The sequence below is a fragment of the Kitasatospora sp. NBC_00240 genome, assembly GCF_026342405.1.
In the GTDB taxonomy this organism is placed as follows: Bacteria; Actinomycetota; Actinomycetes; order Streptomycetales; family Streptomycetaceae; genus Kitasatospora.
Window position 1 is genome coordinate 1,314,922 of the sequence record NZ_JAPEMU010000001.1, and the last position, 18,074, is coordinate 1,332,995.

Sequence of the window (18,074 nt, forward strand, 5' to 3'; positions counted from 1 at the left end):
CGGCACCGCGCGCCAGAGTTGTCGCGCGAACGCGGAAGGGTAGCGCTTTGTCGGATCGGCTCACCGGAGGAGACTCCTCGCTGCTGCGGCGGATCAACGCCGCCGTCACGCTGCGCGCACTGCGATCCGGTCAGTCGGTGACCCTCACTCAGCTGGTCGGAGACACCGGCCTGTCCCGCCCCACCGTCGAAGGCGTCATCGAGAGCCTGGTGGAGTCGGGCCTGGTCGCCGAGGTCGAGCACGACGCCGGCGCGGCACAGCCCGGCGGCGGCCGCCAGCGCGGTCGCCCCGCCCGCTGGTTCCGGTTCCGGGCCGAGGCCGGGCACATCCTCGGGATCGAGATCGGCGTCCATGACATCCGGGTGATCCTGGCCGACCTGGCCGGCGAGGTGGTCGGCAGCCACTTCAAGCCGGTGGACGAGGCGTTGGACGCCGAGGAGCGGCTCAGCGCCGTCCGCACCACCGTCGCCGAGGTGCTGCGCAAGGCGGGCATCTCCCGGGACAACCTGTGGGCGGTCGGCGTCGGCAGCCCCGGCATCGTCGACCGGGACGGCACCGTGCAGCTCGGCACCGCGATGCCCGGCTGGACCGGGCTCGACCTCGGCGGCCGGCTGCGCCGCTCGTTCCGCTGTCCGGTGCTGATCGAGAACGACGCCAACCTGGCCGCCATCGCCGAACACTGGCAGGGCTCCGCGGTCGGCATGGGCGACGTGGTGTTCGTGATGGCCGGGCTCAGCCCGGGCGCCGGCTCGCTGATCAACGGGAAGCTGCACCGCGGCTTCGGCGGCGCGGCCGGCGAGATCGGCGCCCTGCACCTGCTCGGTCGGGAGGCCACCCCCGAGCGGCTGCTCTCCACCTCCGGCAAGCCGCTGGACCCGCTGGACGAGGCGGCGGTGGCCCGGGTGCTGCGGCTGGCCCGCGAGGGCGACGAGGTCGCGCAGGTCGCGATGGACCGCTTCCTCGGCCGGCTGGTGCACGACGTCGCCGCGCTGGTGCTGGCGATAGACCCGCAGCTGGTGGTGGTCGGCGGCTGGGCGGCCGGTCTCGACGGTGTGCTGGAGCCGCTGCGCAAGCAGCTGGCGCTCTACACCCTGCGGGCGCCGGAGGTGGCGCTCGCCGCCCTGGGCTCCGAGGTGGTGGCGATGGGGGCGCTGCGGGTGGCCCTGGACCACGTCGAGGAGCAGCTCTTCGCAGTCGACCCGCCGACGAACGGCAGCGGCGGCGTCCGGGCCTGATCTGTCCGCGAGGGGTGGCGGGGATGCTCCCCGCCACCCCTCGCTGCCTTACCACGGCCCGACAGCTGCAAGCGGCGGCAGCACGCACCGGTCCGTCCGCCTTCGCCCGAACCCGGCCCCAGCGAAGCGCCGCTGACAACACGAAGGGCCCGTTCACCGGATCCGGTGAACGGGCCTTCGCGGGTCGGGTCGGCGCCAGGTATGTCCGCCGTACGCCGTCCTCGGGCTCAGGAGGCGGTGGCGACCACGGCGCCGGCGGCGACCGGGGTGACCTCGACCAGGCCGGTCTCGCCGAAGGTGAGCTTGCAGGTGTCGGCCCGGTAGGTGGAGACGGCCAGCGCGACCAGTCGGCCACCGGCCGCGTACTGGCTGGTGACCACGAGGACCGGGGTGCCCGGCGGACGCTCCAGCAGGGCGGCCTCCTTCGCCTCCGCGACGCCGAGCTCGACCGAGCGGGACTCGCCGTCGACCTCCAGCCGCTCCAGGTGGCGCAGCACCGAGCGGGCGCGGTCGTTCTCGGCCCGGAAGCCGGGCAGGTGCGGCAGCGCGGACGAGGGGACGTGCAGCGACTCGCCGGCCACGTTCTGGCCCTGCACCATCCGGACCCGGCGGACGGTGTGGACGATCTCGCTCTCCGGGATGCCGAGGCTCTGCGCGAGCTGCGCGCCGGCCGGGGCGCTGGTGCAGTCGACCGTGCGCCAGGCCTGGCTGCGGGCGGTGCCGGGCCAGCCCTCCTCGCGGCGGCTGACCGGGACGCCGACCCGGGGGGCGGCGATCAGGGTGCCGATGCCGCGGCGGCGGACCAGGCGGCCCTCCAGCTCCAGCTGGTCGAGGGCCTGGCGCAGGGTGGCACGGGCGACCCCGAAGCGGGCCGAGAGCTCCCGCTCGTTCGGGAGTACCTGACCGGTCGAGAACTCCGCGTCAATGGTGCGAAGAAGCACGGTGCGCAGGTGCCAGTACTTCGGCTCCGGCACCGCCTCAAGCTGTCCTGTCGTGGCCACCATGTCCTCCACCCGGCCCGAAGGAAGGTCGGCCAGCCCGTGCCCGGTGTTGCGGCAGGTAGGAGAGCGGGCTTTATCCGTCCTTCTTTATTAAAGGTCTTTGCAGTAAGTGACACTAGGGGGTCTGTCCGGAGATGGTCAAGACCAATGCACGGGCTTGCACAGGACGAATCGTGGATTCATGCCGTGTTCATGAAGTGAACGCGCATGACAGGGCCGACACCGCCGCCCCGGCCGGTACCACCGGGCGCCCCCGACCCTCGGTAGGCTGCCCGGGTGATCGTGGTGACGAGTGTGAATGTGAACGGGATCCGGGCCGCTGCCAAGAAGGGCTTCGTCGAGTGGCTGAGCGCCACCGAGGCGGACGTCGTCTGCCTTCAGGAGGTGCGGGCGGAGGCCGACCAGCTGCCGCCCGAGCTGAGGGATCTACCCGGCTGGCACGCGGCCTGGGCACCTGCGGCGGCGAAGGGCCGGGCCGGGGTGGCCGTGCTCTCGCGGTCGGAACCTGAACGCACGACCATCGGCTTCGAATCGCCCGAATTCGACAATTCGGGCAGATACCTCGAAATCGATCTGCCGGGCCTGACGGTCGCCAGTCTCTACCTCCCGTCCGGCGAGGTCGGCACCGAGCGCCAGGAGGAAAAGGAACGCTTCATGGCCGGGTTCCTGGTCCACCTCGTCAAGCTGCGCGAGCGCGCCGCCGCGGCCGGCCGCGAGGTGGTGGTGTGCGGCGACTGGAACATCGCGCACCGCCCCGAGGACCTCAAGAACTGGAAGGCCAACCAGAAGGCCGCCGGCTTCCTCCCCGAGGAGCGCGCCTGGCTCGACCAGGTCCTCGGCGAGGCCGGCTACGTCGACGTGGTCCGCGCCCTCCACCCGGACCGCACCGGCCCCTACACCTGGTGGTCCTACCGCGGCCGCGCCTTCGACAACGACTCGGGCTGGCGGATCGACTACCAGATCGCCTCCCCGGGCCTCGCCGCCCGCGCCACCACGGCCGTCGTGGAGCGCGCGGCCACCCACGCCGAGCGGTGGAGCGACCACGCCCCCGTCACCGTGGTCTACGACGGGGGATTCTGACGCTCCTTCTCGGGCCGGGGCCCCGGCCCGAGCCGGGCCTCCGTCGCGGGGAGTCGTGGTGTCCGTCCCCGTGGAGCACCTTTGCCATGTGAGCAGGCGCTCGACGACTTCACCTGGGGCACGGTGCGCGTGCCGGGCGCCCCGGCCGCGCGTCATGGAACCGTCGAACCGGACGCCACCCCTGCCCGCGGACTGTCGCCGGCGGCCGCGAGCACGAAGCGGGACCGCCTGCTGAACGGATGCGGGAGGCCTCGCACTGGCAGACCCTGGAAGAGGAGCTGACCTCGGAGGAGAGATGACCAGTACCAGTGGCTCACGGGAACCGAGCGGCATGGTGCACATGTCGATCTCCGGCGCACCGCCGGTGGCGAACGTGGTCGCCGACACGGTGGGGCAGTCGTTCAAGCTGATCGTTGTCCCTGGTCCTGGCGCAGCGGGGGACTACGTCTCACCCGCCGATCAGGTGGTCCGCACCCGCTGGCAGGTGGACACGTCGGCCCCCCTCGAACAAGGCGCCGCACGGCCGGTTGCCTTCGCAGATGCCGCTGCCGGACCGGTGAAGGTGGAGCTCAGCGGTCGAAAGGACGCCGCGGTCAAGGTCGATGCGCTGATCCGCGGGCGTTTCCGCGCCGGACCGCCGGCGGGCATCTCGCAGGCGTTCGAAGTGTGGCCGGGGAGTCCGCCGCAGGCCGAAGGCCGGCCCTGACCGCAGTGCACGGGCCGGCGAGAGGTCATGCCCCGCCGCACCGCATGGGCAGACCGGGGCCGTCACCCCGAGCGGCATGCCGCCTGGCCTGCGGGCCATGACCGCACAGACGGGCGGCACCCGCGGCGGTCCGGCCGGCGCACGACCATGGCTGGTGTGATCACCGCGTCGGATGCCCCCTTGGCAGCCCCGCTCCAGGCGGGAGGACCGGGCCGGCGAGCAGGGCGGCATGGTTCCGTACCGGCCCGGCTGCAGCCCTGACGGCGGTCGACGGCCGCCTCGTGGAGGGCAGCTCCTGGGTGCCTGTGGCTGTAACTACGGCTCCGTGCCCGACTACTTGGTTTTCCCCTATGAACCCCGTACGACCGATGCCGCCCGTCATCTCGCTGTGACCTTCGAGACCACCCCGCGCGCCGCCCTCCGCGCCTGGAACGTCAACGAGGAGACCACCGACCGGGCGCTGCTCGTCGTCTCCGAACTCGTCAGCAACGCAATCGAACACGCCCTCCCCCCGATCGCCCTCCGCCTCGGCCACCCCACCCCCGGCGACCCGCTGCACATCGCGGTCGACGACGGCGGCCCCGCCGCCCGGGAAGGCACCTGGACCGCCGGCCGCGCACCCGAGGAGCACGGCCGCGGCCGCGCCATCATCGCCCGTCAGACCACGGCACCACGTTCTGGGCCGACCTGTGACCCCCACCGGCGACTGCGGGCCCTTCGACCAACCCGTCCCACTTCGACGAGTGCCGGCAGGCGGTGCTTCGCCGAGTCCTCCGGAGGCCACCCAGATGCACATGCACATGTCTGACACCCGACGATCTCCCACTCCTTCGAGACCGCGTGGCGCGTCGCCGACTCCGCCTGGACCAGGTGCGAGACCTTGCCCTCGTTCCCGTGCGTGTCCGAGACACGCGAACCCACCACCGCCCGAACCGGCGCCGAAGCCGTCATGATGCTCACAGGAGGTCCCCTACCGCCCAGGCCAGCGGACACCCTCGAACAGCCCACACTCGAACGAGTGGGCTCTTTTAGAAAGGGCGTCCATCCGCTGGCGGATCGACTGCCAGATCGCCTTGGCCGGCCTCGCCACCCGCGCCACCGAGGCCGTCGTGGAGCGCGCCGCCACCCACGCCGAGCGCTGGTCCGGCCACGCGCCCGTCACCGTGACTTACGACCACGGATTGAAGGCGTGAGCCTGAAGGCGTGAGCCTGAAGGCGTGAGCTTGAAGGTGGCGGCCGGCTGTGCGTGACTGGAGAGAGCAACAGTGGCCCGGCCGACATCGAGGTGCCCGGATGGGATTCATCGGCACGGTGGGGCTGGTACTCCACCCGGAGCGCACCTGCGCGCCCACCGTGGACGCCGTGGTCCGTTGGAGCCGGGCCCGGGGGACGAAGGTCCTGGGGCTGGCGGCGGAGGTGGCCAGGATCGGCTGCGAGGCCATTCCGGTGGAGGCCGAGGAGATGGCCACGAGCGCCGACCTGATGATCAGCCTCGGCGGGGACGGCACCATGCTGCGCGCCATGCGGCTCGCCACCGGGGGCCACGCCCCGGTGCTGGGCGTCAACGTCGGACGGCTGGGCTTCCTCGCCGAGGTCGACATACCGGAACTCCCAGACGCGCTGGACGCCATCGACGCCCACCGCTTCACCGTGGAAGCCCGCTCCGCCGTCCACGCCCGCTTCGGCGACTCCCGGGAGACGGCACTCAACGACGTCGTGCTCCTGCGCAGCCCGGGACACAAGTCCGCTGCGGTCGCCGTACGGGTCCAGGGCGAGCCCTTCGTGGCCTACACCGCCGACGCGGTCGTCGTCGCCACGCCGACCGGCTCCACCGCCTACAGCTTCTCCGCCGGCGGCCCGATCGTCTCCCCCAACGCGGAGGGGCTGCTGATCACCCCCGTGGCTCCGCACGCCGCGTTCAACCGCTCGGTGTTCCTCTCCAGCGGCGAGCGGCTCGACCTGGAGGTCCTGCCGCACAGCGGCGGCCTCGCCGTCGAGGCCGACGGCCTCCTGGCCGGCCACGTCGCACCGGGCGACAGCGTCGAGGTCACCATGCTGCCCGCCGCCGCACGCGTCGTCCGACTCGGCCGCACCACGTTCTACCAGCGGGCCCAGCGCAAACTCCGGCTCACCGGCTCGGCAGAACACGGCTGACTCTCCCGTCCGCGCAGGGTGCAGGGACTTGGGACCCGGGCGAGGGCGGCGTACGGGGCGAGGGCGTACGGGCCGGTGTGCCAGCGCGGGGCGCGGTCCGGTCAGCCCAGGGCGCGGTCGAGATTGAAGGCGGCGCTGATCAGCGAGAGATGGGTGAACGCCTGGGGGAAGTTGCCGAGTTGTTCGCCGGTGCGGCCGATCTCCTCGGCGAACAGGCCGACGTGGTTGGCGTAGGTGAGCATCTTCTCGAAGGCCAGCCGGGCCTCCTCCAGCCGACCCGCCCGGGCCAGCGCCTCGACGTACCAGAAGGAGCAGATCGAGAAGGTGCCCTCGGAGCCCCGGAGCCCGTCCGGGCTGGCCGCCGGGTCGTAGCGGTAGACCAAGGAGTCGGAGACCAGGTCGGAGGTGAGCACGTCCAGGGTGGAGAGCCATTTGGGGTCGGTGGGCGAGATGAACTTGGTCATCGGCATCATCAGCAGGGAAGCGTCGAGGACTGTGTCGTCGAGCCCCTGGACGAACGCGCCGCGGTCGTCCGACCAGCCGCGGGCCATGATCTGCCGGTAGATCGCATCACGGGACTGCTGCCACCGGGGCAGGTCGGCGGGTAGCCCCCGCCGGTTCGCCATCCGGATCGCCCGTTCCAGCGCGACCCAGCACATCAGCCGCGAGTACACGAAGTCGCGCCGGCCCGCCCGGGTCTCCCAGACCCCCTCGTCGGGCTGGTCCCAGTGCCGGCAGAGCCAGTCCACCACGGCGCCGACCTCGTCCCAGTGACCGCTGCTGATCGGCTGCCCCCACTTGTCGTAGAGGTACACGGAGTCGATCAGCGCGCCGTAGATGTCCAGTTGGAGCTGCCCGGTGGCGGCGTTCCCGACCCGCACCGGTGCGGACCCGAGATGACCTTCCAGATGGGACAGCTCGTACTCGGGCAGGTCGCAGCGGCCGTCGATGCCGTACATGATCTGCAGCGGGCCGCTCTCCTTGGTGCCCCGCATGATCCCGTGCTCGGAGATGAAGCCCATGAACGCCTCGGCCTCCGAGGTGAAGCCCAGGCGGAGCATGGCGTAGATGCAGAAGGCCGCGTCGCGGACCCACACGTAGCGGTAGTCCCAGTTGCGTTCGCCGCCGATCTGCTCGGGCAGGCTGGTGGTCGGCGCGGCGACGATCGCACCGGTGGGCGCGTAGGTGAGCAGCTTCAGGAGCAACGCCGAGCGATGCACCATCTCCCGCCACCGTCCGTGGTACCGCGACCGGGACAGCCAGCGGCGCCAGAACCGGACGGTCGCCTCGGCCTGCTCCTGCGCCTCGGCGCGCGGACACGACCGGGCCGGGACGTCGTCGCCGATCCGGTCGAGAGCGAACACCTGGGACTCGCCCTCAAGGAGCTTGAAGTGCGACCACACGTCCAAGCCGTCGCTCTCCAGGGGTGCGGTGGAGGTCAGCGCGAGCGTCAGTGACGGGGAGCGGAACACGGCCTCGTGGCTTTCGAGGCGCACGGTGTGCGACTCGGCGCCGTAGCCGAAACGCGGGGCGACCTTCGCCTTGAACGGGAGCACGCCGCGAACACAGATCACCCGCCGGATCAGCCGGTGGCGGTCCGCCTCGCGGGACTCGTCGACGACGGGCATGAAGTCCTGGATCTCCGCCACCCCGTCCGCGGCGAAGAACCGCGTGATCAGGACGTTGGTGTCGGGGAAGTAGAACTGCCGGGTACGGGCCGGCACGTCCGCGGACAGTTCGAAGCTGCCTCCCCGGTCGGCGTCGAGTATCGACGCGAACACGCTCGGCGCGTCGAAGCGCGGGCAGCAGTACCAGTCGATCGTGCCGTCGGTGGCGACGAGCGCGGCGGTACGGAGATCACCGATCAGGCCGTGCTCGGAGATCGGCAGATACCGGGAACCACCGGGTTGCCCGAACCCGCCGCTGCCGTACTCCGCCATGGCGGCCTCCTCACCTGGTGGCGCGGGGCATCCAGCCGAACCTCATGTTTCATGCTAGACCGCGGCCTGCAGGAGCGCCGGAGCGAACCGGTGCGGCCGCAGGAGCACGGCCCACTCACCGACAGCCGAACGACCGCTGTCACGCGGGAGCGACGGAACCGGCCGGTCAGGCCCGGGACGCCCCCAGGAACCGCAGCACGGCGAGCACCCGGCGGTGGTCCGCCTCGGCCACGGGCAGGTCCAGCTTGGCGAAGATGTTGTTGATGTGCTTGGCCACCGCGCTTTCGCCCACCACCAGCTCCGCCGCGATCCCGGCGTTGGAACGCCCCTCCGCCATCAGTCCGAGCACCTCCCGTTCGCGCGGGGTCAGCCGCTTCAGCGGGTCGCCGCCGCGCCTCAGCAGCAGCTGGGCCACGACCTGCGGGTCCAACGCCGTGCCCCCGGCCGCCACCCGCCGGGCCGCCGCCACGAAGTCCGCGACATCGGCGACCCGCTGCTTGAGCAGGTAGCCCACCCCGCCGGTGTGGGCGGACAGCAGGTCGGCCGCGTACCGCTCCTCCACGTACTGCGACAGCAGCAGCACCGCCGTCCGCGGCCACCGCCGGCGGATCTCCGCCGCGGCCCGCACCCCCTCGTCGGTGAAGCCGGGCGGCATCCGGACGTCGATCAGGGCGAGTTCCGGCCGGTGCTCCGCCACCGCCGCCACCAGCGCCTCCCCGTCGCCGACCTCCGCGGCGACCCGGAAGCCGCCCGTCTCCAGCACCTTGACCAGGCCGACCCGGAGCAGCACCGAATCCTCGGCGATCACCGCGCGCACGGCAGCTCCGCGGTGATGGTGGTGGGCCCGCCGACGGGGCTGCTGACGTGGAAGGCCCCATCGAGCGAGCCGACCCGCTTGGCCAGCCCGCTCAGCCCCGTGCCGGCGGCGGCGTCGGCACCACCCAGCCCGTCATCGGTAACGCGCACTCGCAGCACCGTCCCGACCCGCCTGACGGTCACCTGGGCCCGCGTCGCGCGAGCGTGCTTGGTGACGTTGGCCAGCGCCTCGGAGATCCCGTCGTGCAGGTCGCGCTCGATGCGCCGGCGCTCGGCATCGACGGCCTCCACCAGCTCGGTGCGGCTGCCGGCCAGGTGCTCCACCCGCGCCTGGAGCCGCTCGGCGCGCCTGGGCCCGAGCAGCGACCGCGCCGGGCGCGATTCGATCCGGGCCGCCGCGCCTGCCGACCAGGGCGCGGCGCAGAGCAGGACGAGTCCACCCACCGTGCAGCAGGACAGCTGCTTCGGGTGGCCGGACCAGCCCTGCCGGACCTTCTCCGGCAGCGCCCACACCCAGCCGTGGACGGTGGCGCCCGCCGGACCCGCGATCAGCGTCGCGAGCACCAGCAGCTCCGACGCGGCTACCAGCGGGCCCACCAGGAGGTGGTACCCGACCTGGCGCGAGGTGGACGTCGCGGAGAGCCACCGAGCGGTCGACGCCCACGACCGGTGCTCCGGCACGGGCGCCGGCGCGGGGATGTCCACCCCGAGCAGCGCCCGGTGCCGGTACCGCTGAGGGACCGTCAGCACCGGTACGCCGAGCAGGATGGGGGCGACCGACGCGGGAAGCGCCGTGGCCCAGTTCCCGGTCTTGACGGCGAAGGTCACGCCCCAGACCCACACCGGCGCCAGGGCCAGGTGCGGCAGCACACCGGCGGCCAGGAAGCCGGTGTCCCGCCGCGCCCGGAGCGCCGAGCGTCTCAGCACGGGTGGAATCGTCACGGCTCGACCCTAGGGCACCTCGAAGGGGGGCTGCCATGATCCCTGTACCCGGTTCCATGGTGAAGCCAGTGCCACCTCCGGTGCCGCAACGCGTCGGCCGGGCGGCGCCGTCGGCCGTCCCATGACGACCAGGTGATCCCCCGCCTCCGCGTCGCGAACCCACCGCGGCAGGGAGACACCCGGCGCCCGAAGGACGACATCCGGCCAAGCAACCCGCACACCGCGGCCGGGCCGGCCCTCCTGCGGCGCTGCCCCAGGCCGGGGCATCGATCCTGCTGGGCCCCGACGAGGACGGCACCCGTGCCGGGGACCTCGCCGGCCCCGGCATCCGCCAGGCCGCTCCGCGCTGGTGCGCGGGCCAACATGAGGGGGGCTTGTTTTCACCTCTGGCACCGTTGGCAAGACCCGGCCAAGTAGAATTCCGTCGCGGGGGTGACGGTGTGGAAGAGTCGGCTGTGCCATCTGATGTGACGCGTCGTGATGACGACGGTTCTGCTGGTGAGAGGCTCGACGCGGCGGTGACGCGGCGGGACGGCGGTGGTGGTCCCGCGGCTCTGCTGCGACTGCCGTCGGCGTTGGCCGGACGCTTCGTGGTGGTCGGGGAGCTGCCGCACCAGGGGCGCGAGGCGGATGTGCTGCTGGTCCGCGACGCGGCGGGGGTCGAGTTCGTCGCGAAGGTGTACCGCAGCGGGATCCGGGTCATGCCCGAGGTCTGGGAGCGCCTGCGGGGTCTGGACACCAGCCATGTGGTGGAAGTGGTCGAGACGGGCTTCTCGGACGGGCGTGACTTCGAGGTGTCGGAGTACCTCGCCTCGGGATCGCTGGAGAGCCTGGTCGGGGCCGTGGTGTCGCCGGCCGTCCTGTCCGAGGTGGTTTCCCAGCTGACGGAGGCGGTGGCGCATCTGCACGAAGCGGGGATCGTGCACGGCGACCTGAAACCCTCGAACGTGCTCGTACGCCGGCGGGACCCGCTGGAGCTGGCGTTGGCGGACTTCGGCGTGAGCAAATCGCTGGACGCGACGTCCCGGTTCACGCAGCGCGTGTTCGGGACGCTGGCGTACTCGGCGCCGGAGTACCTGTTCAGCGCGGAGGTGTCCGGTTCGCAGGACTGGTGGGCCGTGGGTGTGATCGCCCGGCAACTGGCCACCGGCCGTGCGCCGTTCGAGGGGCTGTCGGAGCAGGCGGTCCGGCATCATCTGGCGACCCGGCCGGTCGATGTGTCGGAGGTGACGGATCCGCGGGTACGGCTGCTGTGCCGCGGGCTGCTGGTCAGGGATCCGGGTCGTCGGTGGGGGGCGGCCGAGGTCCGCAGCTGGCTCGACGGCGGCGCCCCGGAGGTGGCGGAGGACTTACCCGTCCCGGACATCGGGCCGCCGCGCGCCGCCGGCCGACGGCCCCTGCAGTTCAACGGGGTGAAGTACACCGGGAAGGCGGCACTGGCACGGGCCCTGGCAGCGAACTGGGAGACCGCCGCCCGGCGCTTCTTCGAGGCCATGGGCGAACGCGACGACCCCAGCCAGGGCTGGCGTCAACTGCGCACCTGGCTGGCCCAGTTCGACGATCCCGAGCACGACGCCGCCGAAGAGCTGGTGGACCTGATCGACATCCACCTCCCCGGGACCGACGCCCCGGACACCAAGCTGCTGCGGCTTCTGCACTGGCTCGACCCGACGCTGCCGCCCGTCTACCGCGGCAGGCGCATGCTGCCCGAGGATCTCCTCGCACTCGCCGAACTCGCCTCGTCCCCCCGCGACGACGAAGGACGCCGGACCGCGCGAGGGCTCGTCGACGAGTTGTACACCGGCGACCTGCTCACCGTCCTCGCGACCTTCGGCGAAGGCGCTCACCGGCTCGCCGGCGTGAACCACCGTTGGCGCGACCTGAACGCCCGGTGGGACGGGCTTCAGGAGTCGTCGGCGCTGCCGCCCAGGATCCGGCAGGAACTCGTCGGCACCGAGATCCGGGTGGAGGCGCTGGCCATCGCGGTGGCCCCGGAATGGGCCCGGGCGCTCCGACAACGGATCGAATCCTCCGCGACGTCCGTCCAGGGCAGCATCGGCTGGTTCGACGCGCTGCTGGCCGACGGCGGGGATCCCGTTCGTCACCTGGCCGCCACCCGCACCCTTTCGACCGCTGTCGCCGAAGCGCGCCGGCTGGCGGAGGTGCTCCGCGCCACCGAGGCCGCGACGGCGACCCAGCGGCGCGAGTGGCAGGAGACCGAGGAACGCAGGCAGTCCGGTACCGGCGAGGCGATCCTCACCGCCCTCGGCGGGATCGCCCTGCTGTTCGCCCTGCCGGTCGGTGTGCCGCTTGTGGTGGGGACCCTGGTCGGCGAAGGAGAGTTCCTGCAGCGGTTCCTTCCTGCCTCGTCGGTGCTCTGCGGGGTCCCGCTCGTCTGCGAGCTGGTCCTGGCGGCGAGGCTCGGACAGCTCTACCACCCGCGATGGTCCCTGCTCTCCCGCCTCGCCGACATCGGTCATCGCCTGCCCGGCGGGCGCAGAGCCCTGGCGACGCAACTGCGGCCCATGCGGAAGAGAACGATCGCCCTCGGCGGGGGCTGCCTCCTCCACGTGGCACTCGGCCCCTTGGTCTGGCTGATCGTCACACTGCGGGTCTGGTCGCCGATCCCCCTCGCGGTCGCGGCGGGGTACGGATTCTGGTCGTTCACCCGGTACCGGGTGTGGCGCTCGACGCACGAGGCACAGCAGACGCAGGTTCTGGGGGAACGATGAGCGGGCCCAAATGCACGACGTACCGGCTTGACGAGGAACTCACCGCCGCGCAGTTGCGCGCGGCGGCGCAGGACGCCGCGGTGCGCGAGGCCGTCCGGCTCCGTGCGGAGGCCGACCGCCGGGCGGCCCTGCTGGCCGCGGCCGCCCGGGACGCCGCCGTCCGCGCGGTGGAGACGCGCAACGCGCGGATCACGGCTCTCACCGTGTCCGCCGAGGACTTGCGGCAGCGGTACGGCGCCGAGCTCACCGTGCGGCCTCCGGAGCCGCTTCGGATCGGCACCCGGTCCACCTCCGAGCTGGAGGCCTGGTGCGCCGAGGCCGACCGCGAGCTGGCCGCCGTGGAACGGGAACTGCGGGAACTGACCGCTCGCGCCTTCGCGGCGGACCTGTTCGCCGACCTGAACGGCCGGGCCGCCGAGCGCCGTCCGGTCGAGGCCGCCGAGTTGTTCGCGGGCCGCTCGGAGCCCGCCGACGTCGCCGCCGGGTCCGGCTCCCCGTCCGTGGAAGGGGCCGCGGAAGGGGACGAGGACGGGAACGAGGAGGAGGCCGCGCGCCAGGACGTCGGACAGACGCTGGTCCGGGTCCTGTCGCGCCTCCTCCCGGACTGCGGCGAGGCCCACCGGGCGGACGTTCGGCAGGCCGCGGCGCGGGTGGCCGAGGCGTCCACTCCCGACGAAGCACGCAGCTGGCTGACCGAGACGAGGCTCCGGGTCCAACGTGCCAACGCGGCCGCGGAGGCGGTGCGGCGCGACGCCGACGAGGCGATCGGGTTCCTCCAGGACCTCGGACACGCCCGGGTGGCGGACGTGGAGCCGGTGCGGGCCCTGCTCGCGGAGGTCGTGGCCGGCCACCGCGCCCTCGACGAGCCACTGCGCCGACGGGTGGCCGGCTGCCGGGCCGCGGCCGAGGCGCAGGCCGAGCAGCAGTACGTGGTCAACACGGTGACGGACGCCCTCGCCGACCTCGGCTACCAGGTCAGCCAGGGGTTCGAGACGCTCACCGTCACCGACGGCGCCCTGCGCCTGTCCCGGCGCGAATGGCCCGAGCACGCGGTCAACCTGGTCGTCGACCAGCAGGGCGGTCAGCTGCGTACCGCGGTGGTGCGCACCGCCGCCGGGGACGGCGACGACGACGCGCACCTCGACGTCGAGCGCGAGGAGCAGTGGTGCGAGGACTTCCATGCACTGCGCGGCCGCCTCGCCCAGGCGGGGCTGAGCACGGACGTCCAGGTCGCGGTCCCGCCCGGACAGGTGCCCGTTCCCCTGGTCGTCGCCCCGCCCGCCCCGCCCGCCCCGGGCACCCGGGCCCGGCCCGGGTACCGGGAACGCGATCGCTGATCCGCCCGACGGACTGACAGGTTCCGGACCGAGAGCCGGCGACATGGGGAGAGGGATCCTTGTCCACCGAGGACATGCGCGCACCTGAGGGCATTCCGACGACGGCGGGGCCGCCGTTCGTGCGGGAATTCGAGGCGACCCTGCCCGTCCATTCGCAGTTCGTGCTGTGGGGGAACCGCCATGACAGCTTCCTGGTCCGGGAGTCCGACAGCGCCCGCCCCCGGCTGCTGTCCCTGCCGGACCTGCTCTGGGAGACGCTCCGCGGGAGCGGCTACGCGTTCCTGCTCGTGCACGACCCGGTGGACGGTCTCCGGGTGCACCTGCCGGCCGGTGCCACAGCCGAGGAGTCCGATCGGGCCGAGGAGGCCGCCTCCCGGCTGCTTCCCCGGCGGCCACGCCCGGGAAGCCTTCCCTCGCTGGAGACCCTGCGTGCGCTGATGGCCGAGCTGGCCCGTCCCGCGCAGCCGGTCCGGGCGGCGCTGGCGATCGACGACGCCTCCCGCATCGCGCGCAGCGCGGGCGAACTGGAGCCGAGCGAGCGGGACTTCTTCAGGTTCTGTGCCAGGCTCTCCCGGACGGCGGTCCCGGTGGGTGCGCAGAGCGGCCGGACGACCCCGCTGTACAACCCGGTGATCTGGCTGGCGGACCGCGAGGGCGACCTGCCGGCCTGGCTCACCTCGTCCAACGACCAGATCCGGTCCATCGGGCTCCCGGTTCCGGATCTGGGCGACCGGCAGGCCACCGCGCGCCTGCTGATGAAGCTCTTCGGCGTGACGGACCTCGACTCGGACCTGCCGGCGACCGAGGCGTGCGAGGCGTTCGCGGCCCAGACGGACGGACTCACCCTGCAGGCGATGATCGAGATCACCCGGCTGGCCCGGGACCGCCGCCTGACGATGACGGAGCTTCCGGACGCGATCCGCATCTACAAACTCGGCGTCATGGACAACCCCTGGAAGCGGGAGTACCTCCGCAAACGGATCACGGACGGCCAGCACTCGATCCCGCAGCGCGTCGTCGGGCAGCCGCAGGCCGTCACCAAGACCCTCGACATCCTGAAGCGGGCGGCCCTGGGGCTGTCCGGCGCGCAGCAGTCCCGGTCCTCGGACCGGCCGCGCGGAGTGCTGTTCTTCGCCGGGCCCACCGGCGTGGGCAAGACCGAACTGGCCAAGGCCGTCTCGTCGTTGATCTTCGCGGACGAGTCCGCCTATCTGCGGTTCGACATGAGCGAGTTCTCCGCGGAGCACGCCGGGGACCGCCTGATCGGGGCGCCACCGGGGTACGTCGGCTTCGAGGCGGGCGGCGAACTGACCAACGCGGTGCGGCAACAGCCCTTCAGGGTGATCCTCTTCGACGAGATCGAGAAGGCCCACCCGCGGATTCTGGACAAGTTCCTGCAGATCCTCGAGGACGGCCGGCTGACGGACGGGCGCGGCTCGACGGTGCACTTCTCCGAGTCCGTCCTGGTGTTCACCTCCAACCTCGGCACCGAGGTGGAGGACGACGGCGGGCGGCCGGTGACCAACGTTCACCCCGACATGCCGTACGAGGAGATCGAGGCGCGCATGAAAGCGGCGATCGGCGACCACTTCACCAGGGTCCTCGGGCGGCCGGAGCTGCTCAACCGCTTCGGGGACAACATCGTGGTGTTCAACTTCATCGACCGTGCGGCGGCCGCCCGCATCTTCGGCCTCCAGCTCGACAACATCGTCTCCCGGGTCCACGAGGAGCAGGGCATCGTCCTCGAGGTGGAACCCGAGGTCCGGGCCGCGTTGCAGAAGAGCTGCACCGACAACCCGCGGATGGGTGGCCGGGGCATCGGCATGGCCCTGGAGTCGCAGTTCGTCAATCCCCTCGCCCGGGCGCTGTTCGACCGGGACCCGGCCGCAGGCGCGCACGTCCGGGTGACCGCTCTGCGGCGCGAGGGCGACATCGTCTCGGTGGAGCTGGCATGACGGCCTCCAACGCCTCCCCCCGCCCGGTCGAGCTGATGCTGAACAAGGCGCACTACCCGGTGACGTCGCTGGGCCCCGGAACCCGGGCCGGCATCTGGACGCAGGGCTGCACGATCGGCTGCGCCGGGTGCGTCTCGCAGGACACCTGGACGGCGGATCCCGGCACACTCGTGGACATCGCGGCCCTCCGGAGCTGGCTCGCCGGCCTGCCCGATCCGCTCGACGGGATCACCGTCTCGGGCGGGGAGCCGTTCCAGCAGCCGGAGGCGCTCGCCGCGCTCCTGGAGTGGGTCCATGTCTGGCGCCGCGGGCGGCCCGCGCCGCTGGACGTGCTCGTCTACAGCGGGTACTCCCTCGACCGGCTGCGGCGGGAGCACTCCGCGCTCCTCGACCGGTGCGACGCGGTGATCACCGGCCCTTACATCGATCGCCTCAACAGCCCCGGACTGCGCTGGAGCGGCTCGAGCAACCAGCGTCTGACCGCACTGACCGATCTCGGACGCGAGCGGTACGAGGGGGCCGGCCCCGTCGACGCACCGCCCATGCAGGTCGCCGTCGACGACGGCCGGGTCTGGTTCATCGGGGTTCCCCGCCGGGGCGACATGGAACGCCTGAGCACCCGGCTCCGGTCGGCCGGCATCACCATGGAAGAGGTGTCATGGCGCAGCTGATCTGCTCGTCCTGCGGCCTGGCGGCGGAGGACGGCGATCTCGTCTGCGGGGGTTGCTCCGGGAACCTCAGCCGCCCCGCCGTCGCCCGGTACCCGCTGCCCGGGCCGCCGCCCCCGCCCGCGCACCCGCCCGCGATCGGGGCGGTGGCCTCGCAGGCGGTGGCCTCGAAGGCGGTGGGCGACATCGATCCGGCCGCGGCCGGGCCTCAGGAGGAGCCCCGGGTCTGCCCGCACTGCGGAGCCGCCGTCCCGGTGCCGACCAACCAGGTGTGCGTGGCCTGCCAGCGGATGCTGGGCGAGGTGCGCCCGTCCCGTGCCGCCGGCTCCGGCGAGCGGGCCGCGGACGTGCAGGCGACCCGCCGCGACGCCCCCACCGTGGTCCTGCGGATCCGGTTCGGTGCGGTGGAGCGCACCGTGACGCCGGGCAGCACCCTGCTCCTCGGCCGCGCCCCGGCCGCCCGCACGACGTCCGGTCTGCTGGAGCGCTACGACAACGTCTCCCGTCAGCACGCGACCGTCGGCCTGGAACCGGACGGGACGGCCTGGGTACGGGACGAGCACTCCACCAACGGCACCTTCGTGAACGGCCGCCCGGCCGACGCCGGTGCGCGGACTCCCCTCCGGGACGGGGACGAGCTGCGGCTGGCCGCCGACTGCACGCTCGGGATCAGCGTCGATCGACCGGGTGACGGGGGCCGGCGGTGACCGGCTCCCGGGACGCGGTCGAGGTGACCGTCACCGCGATGACCCACCGCGGCGCCGTCCGCGACGGCAACGAGGACGCGTTCGTCATCGGTGGTCTGACCGCGGCGGGGGTGGACACCCTCGATCCTGTCGTGGTGCGCCTGCTGGTCGAGGAACCGGCCGTCGTCGCCGTCGCCGACGGACTCGGCGGCCACAACGCCGGCGAGATCGCCGCGGCCCTCACCGTCCGCAGGCTGGCGGAGCACGCCCGGGACGCCGGCGTCGACGAGCTGCTCCGGGAGATCAACGCCGAACTGTACGCGCTGGCCGAGGCGGACCCCGGCTGCGCCGGCGCGGGAACCACGACGGTGGGGCTGTGGCTGACCCCGCGCCGGATGTCCTGGTTCAACGTGGGCGACTCCCGGCTCTACCGCGAGGACGGCGGCCGGCTGGGACAGGTGTCGGTGGACGACTCGCCCGTGGCCGGCCGGGGCGGGCCGGGACGAACGCCCGAGGTGACGAACCTCGTCCTGCAGACCCTCGGCGGCGCCCAGCGCTTCGAGCCCGTCCACCCGCACACCGGCACCGAGCGGTACGTCCCGGGCAGCCGGTGGCTGATCTGCAGTGACGGGCTGTCGGACCTGGTGGACGTGGCCGCGATGGAACTGATCCTCGCCGAGAACGCCGGCGACGACGTCCGGGCGGTGAAGGCCCTGTGGGTCGCCGCCATGAACGCCGGCGGCCGGGACAACATCACCGCCCTGCTGGTGCGCTGCTGAGACCGGCGCGCGCGGGGCGCCCGGCCGGCTGCCGTCGGGGACA

The 18,074-nt window shown here is 72.7% G+C and carries 15 protein-coding genes and 1 pseudogene; 12 read left to right on the plus strand and 4 right to left on the minus strand.

What is annotated here, in order from left to right:
- Window positions 1-47 precede the first annotated feature (47 nt).
- Window positions 48-1,235 carry an ROK family transcriptional regulator gene (locus OG689_RS05495; protein ID WP_266318234.1) on the plus strand — a complete coding sequence of 396 codons (1,188 nt, stop codon included), beginning with the start codon at window positions 48-50 and terminating at the stop codon, window positions 1,233-1,235.
- Between the two features lie 227 nt (window positions 1,236-1,462).
- Here the strand turns inward: OG689_RS05495 and OG689_RS05500 are convergent, their stop codons facing one another.
- On the minus strand, window positions 1,463-2,239 hold the full coding sequence (locus OG689_RS05500) for a GntR family transcriptional regulator (protein ID WP_266318236.1): 777 nt from the start codon (window positions 2,237-2,239) through the stop codon (window positions 1,463-1,465).
- Between the two features lie 273 nt (window positions 2,240-2,512).
- Between OG689_RS05500 and OG689_RS05505 the strand changes: the two genes are divergently transcribed.
- The 5 genes and pseudogenes from OG689_RS05505 (at window position 2,513) to OG689_RS05525 (ending at window position 6,176) form a co-directional block, all read left to right on the plus strand.
- A complete protein-coding gene (locus OG689_RS05505; RefSeq protein WP_266318237.1) occupies window positions 2,513-3,316 on the plus strand; it encodes an exodeoxyribonuclease III in 804 nt (267 codons plus the stop codon).
- 295 nt (window positions 3,317-3,611) lie between these two features.
- Window positions 3,612-4,022 carry a hypothetical protein gene (locus tag OG689_RS05510; protein WP_266318239.1) on the plus strand — a complete coding sequence of 137 codons (411 nt, stop codon included), beginning with the start codon at window positions 3,612-3,614 and terminating at the stop codon, window positions 4,020-4,022.
- A 388-nt stretch (window positions 4,023-4,410) separates the two neighbouring features.
- The gene (locus OG689_RS05515; RefSeq protein ID WP_266318241.1) at window positions 4,411-4,830 is read left to right on the plus strand and encodes an ATP-binding protein; all 420 of its coding nucleotides are present in this window, start codon (window positions 4,411-4,413) and stop codon (window positions 4,828-4,830) included.
- A 241-nt stretch (window positions 4,831-5,071) separates the two neighbouring features.
- Window positions 5,072-5,215, plus strand: a pseudogene (locus tag OG689_RS05520) (exodeoxyribonuclease III); the annotation flags it as partial.
- A 100-nt stretch (window positions 5,216-5,315) separates the two neighbouring features.
- Entirely contained in the window at window positions 5,316-6,176 is an 861-nt protein-coding gene (locus OG689_RS05525) for an NAD(+)/NADH kinase (RefSeq protein ID WP_266318243.1), read from the plus strand.
- 101 nt (window positions 6,177-6,277) lie between these two features.
- Here OG689_RS05525 and OG689_RS05530 read toward each other — a convergent pair whose 3' ends face one another.
- The 3 genes from OG689_RS05530 to OG689_RS05540 form a co-directional block, all read right to left on the minus strand.
- On the minus strand, window positions 6,278-8,116 hold the full coding sequence (locus OG689_RS05530; protein WP_266318244.1) for a glycoside hydrolase family 15 protein: 1,839 nt from the start codon (window positions 8,114-8,116) through the stop codon (window positions 6,278-6,280).
- Window positions 8,117-8,282: 166 nt separating this feature from the next.
- A complete protein-coding gene (locus OG689_RS05535) occupies window positions 8,283-8,933 on the minus strand; it encodes a response regulator transcription factor (protein ID WP_266318246.1) in 651 nt (216 codons plus the stop codon).
- Window positions 8,921-9,874, minus strand: a complete 954-nt coding sequence (locus OG689_RS05540; RefSeq protein WP_266318248.1) for a sensor domain-containing protein — start codon at window positions 9,872-9,874, stop codon at window positions 8,921-8,923. Before OG689_RS05540 ends, OG689_RS05535 begins: the two co-directional genes overlap by 13 nt.
- 467 nt (window positions 9,875-10,341) lie before the next feature.
- Between OG689_RS05540 and OG689_RS05545 the strand changes: the two genes are divergently transcribed.
- Genes OG689_RS05545 through OG689_RS05570 form a run of 6 tightly spaced genes read left to right on the plus strand, consistent with a single transcriptional unit; the run spans window position 10,342 to window position 18,031 of the window.
- Window positions 10,342-12,606: a protein kinase gene (locus OG689_RS05545; RefSeq protein WP_266318250.1), complete on the plus strand. Its 2,265-nt coding sequence runs from the start codon at window positions 10,342-10,344 to the stop codon at window positions 12,604-12,606.
- Window positions 12,603-13,943: a hypothetical protein gene (locus tag OG689_RS05550; protein ID WP_266318252.1), complete on the plus strand. Its 1,341-nt coding sequence runs from the start codon at window positions 12,603-12,605 to the stop codon at window positions 13,941-13,943. Before OG689_RS05545 ends, OG689_RS05550 begins: the two co-directional genes overlap by 4 nt.
- A gap of 59 nt (window positions 13,944-14,002) precedes the next feature.
- Window positions 14,003-15,898: an AAA family ATPase gene (locus tag OG689_RS05555; RefSeq protein ID WP_266318254.1), complete on the plus strand. Its 1,896-nt coding sequence runs from the start codon at window positions 14,003-14,005 to the stop codon at window positions 15,896-15,898.
- Window positions 15,895-16,569 (plus strand): 4Fe-4S single cluster domain-containing protein, encoded by a 675-nt coding sequence (locus OG689_RS05560; protein ID WP_266318256.1) that lies wholly within the window; start codon window positions 15,895-15,897, stop codon window positions 16,567-16,569. Before OG689_RS05555 ends, OG689_RS05560 begins: the two co-directional genes overlap by 4 nt.
- A complete protein-coding gene (locus OG689_RS05565; protein ID WP_266318258.1) occupies window positions 16,557-17,273 on the plus strand; it encodes an FHA domain-containing protein in 717 nt (238 codons plus the stop codon). Before OG689_RS05560 ends, OG689_RS05565 begins: the two co-directional genes overlap by 13 nt.
- Window positions 17,270-18,031 carry a protein phosphatase 2C domain-containing protein gene (locus tag OG689_RS05570; protein ID WP_266318259.1) on the plus strand — a complete coding sequence of 254 codons (762 nt, stop codon included), beginning with the start codon at window positions 17,270-17,272 and terminating at the stop codon, window positions 18,029-18,031. Before OG689_RS05565 ends, OG689_RS05570 begins: the two co-directional genes overlap by 4 nt.
- Window positions 18,032-18,074 lie beyond the last annotated feature (43 nt).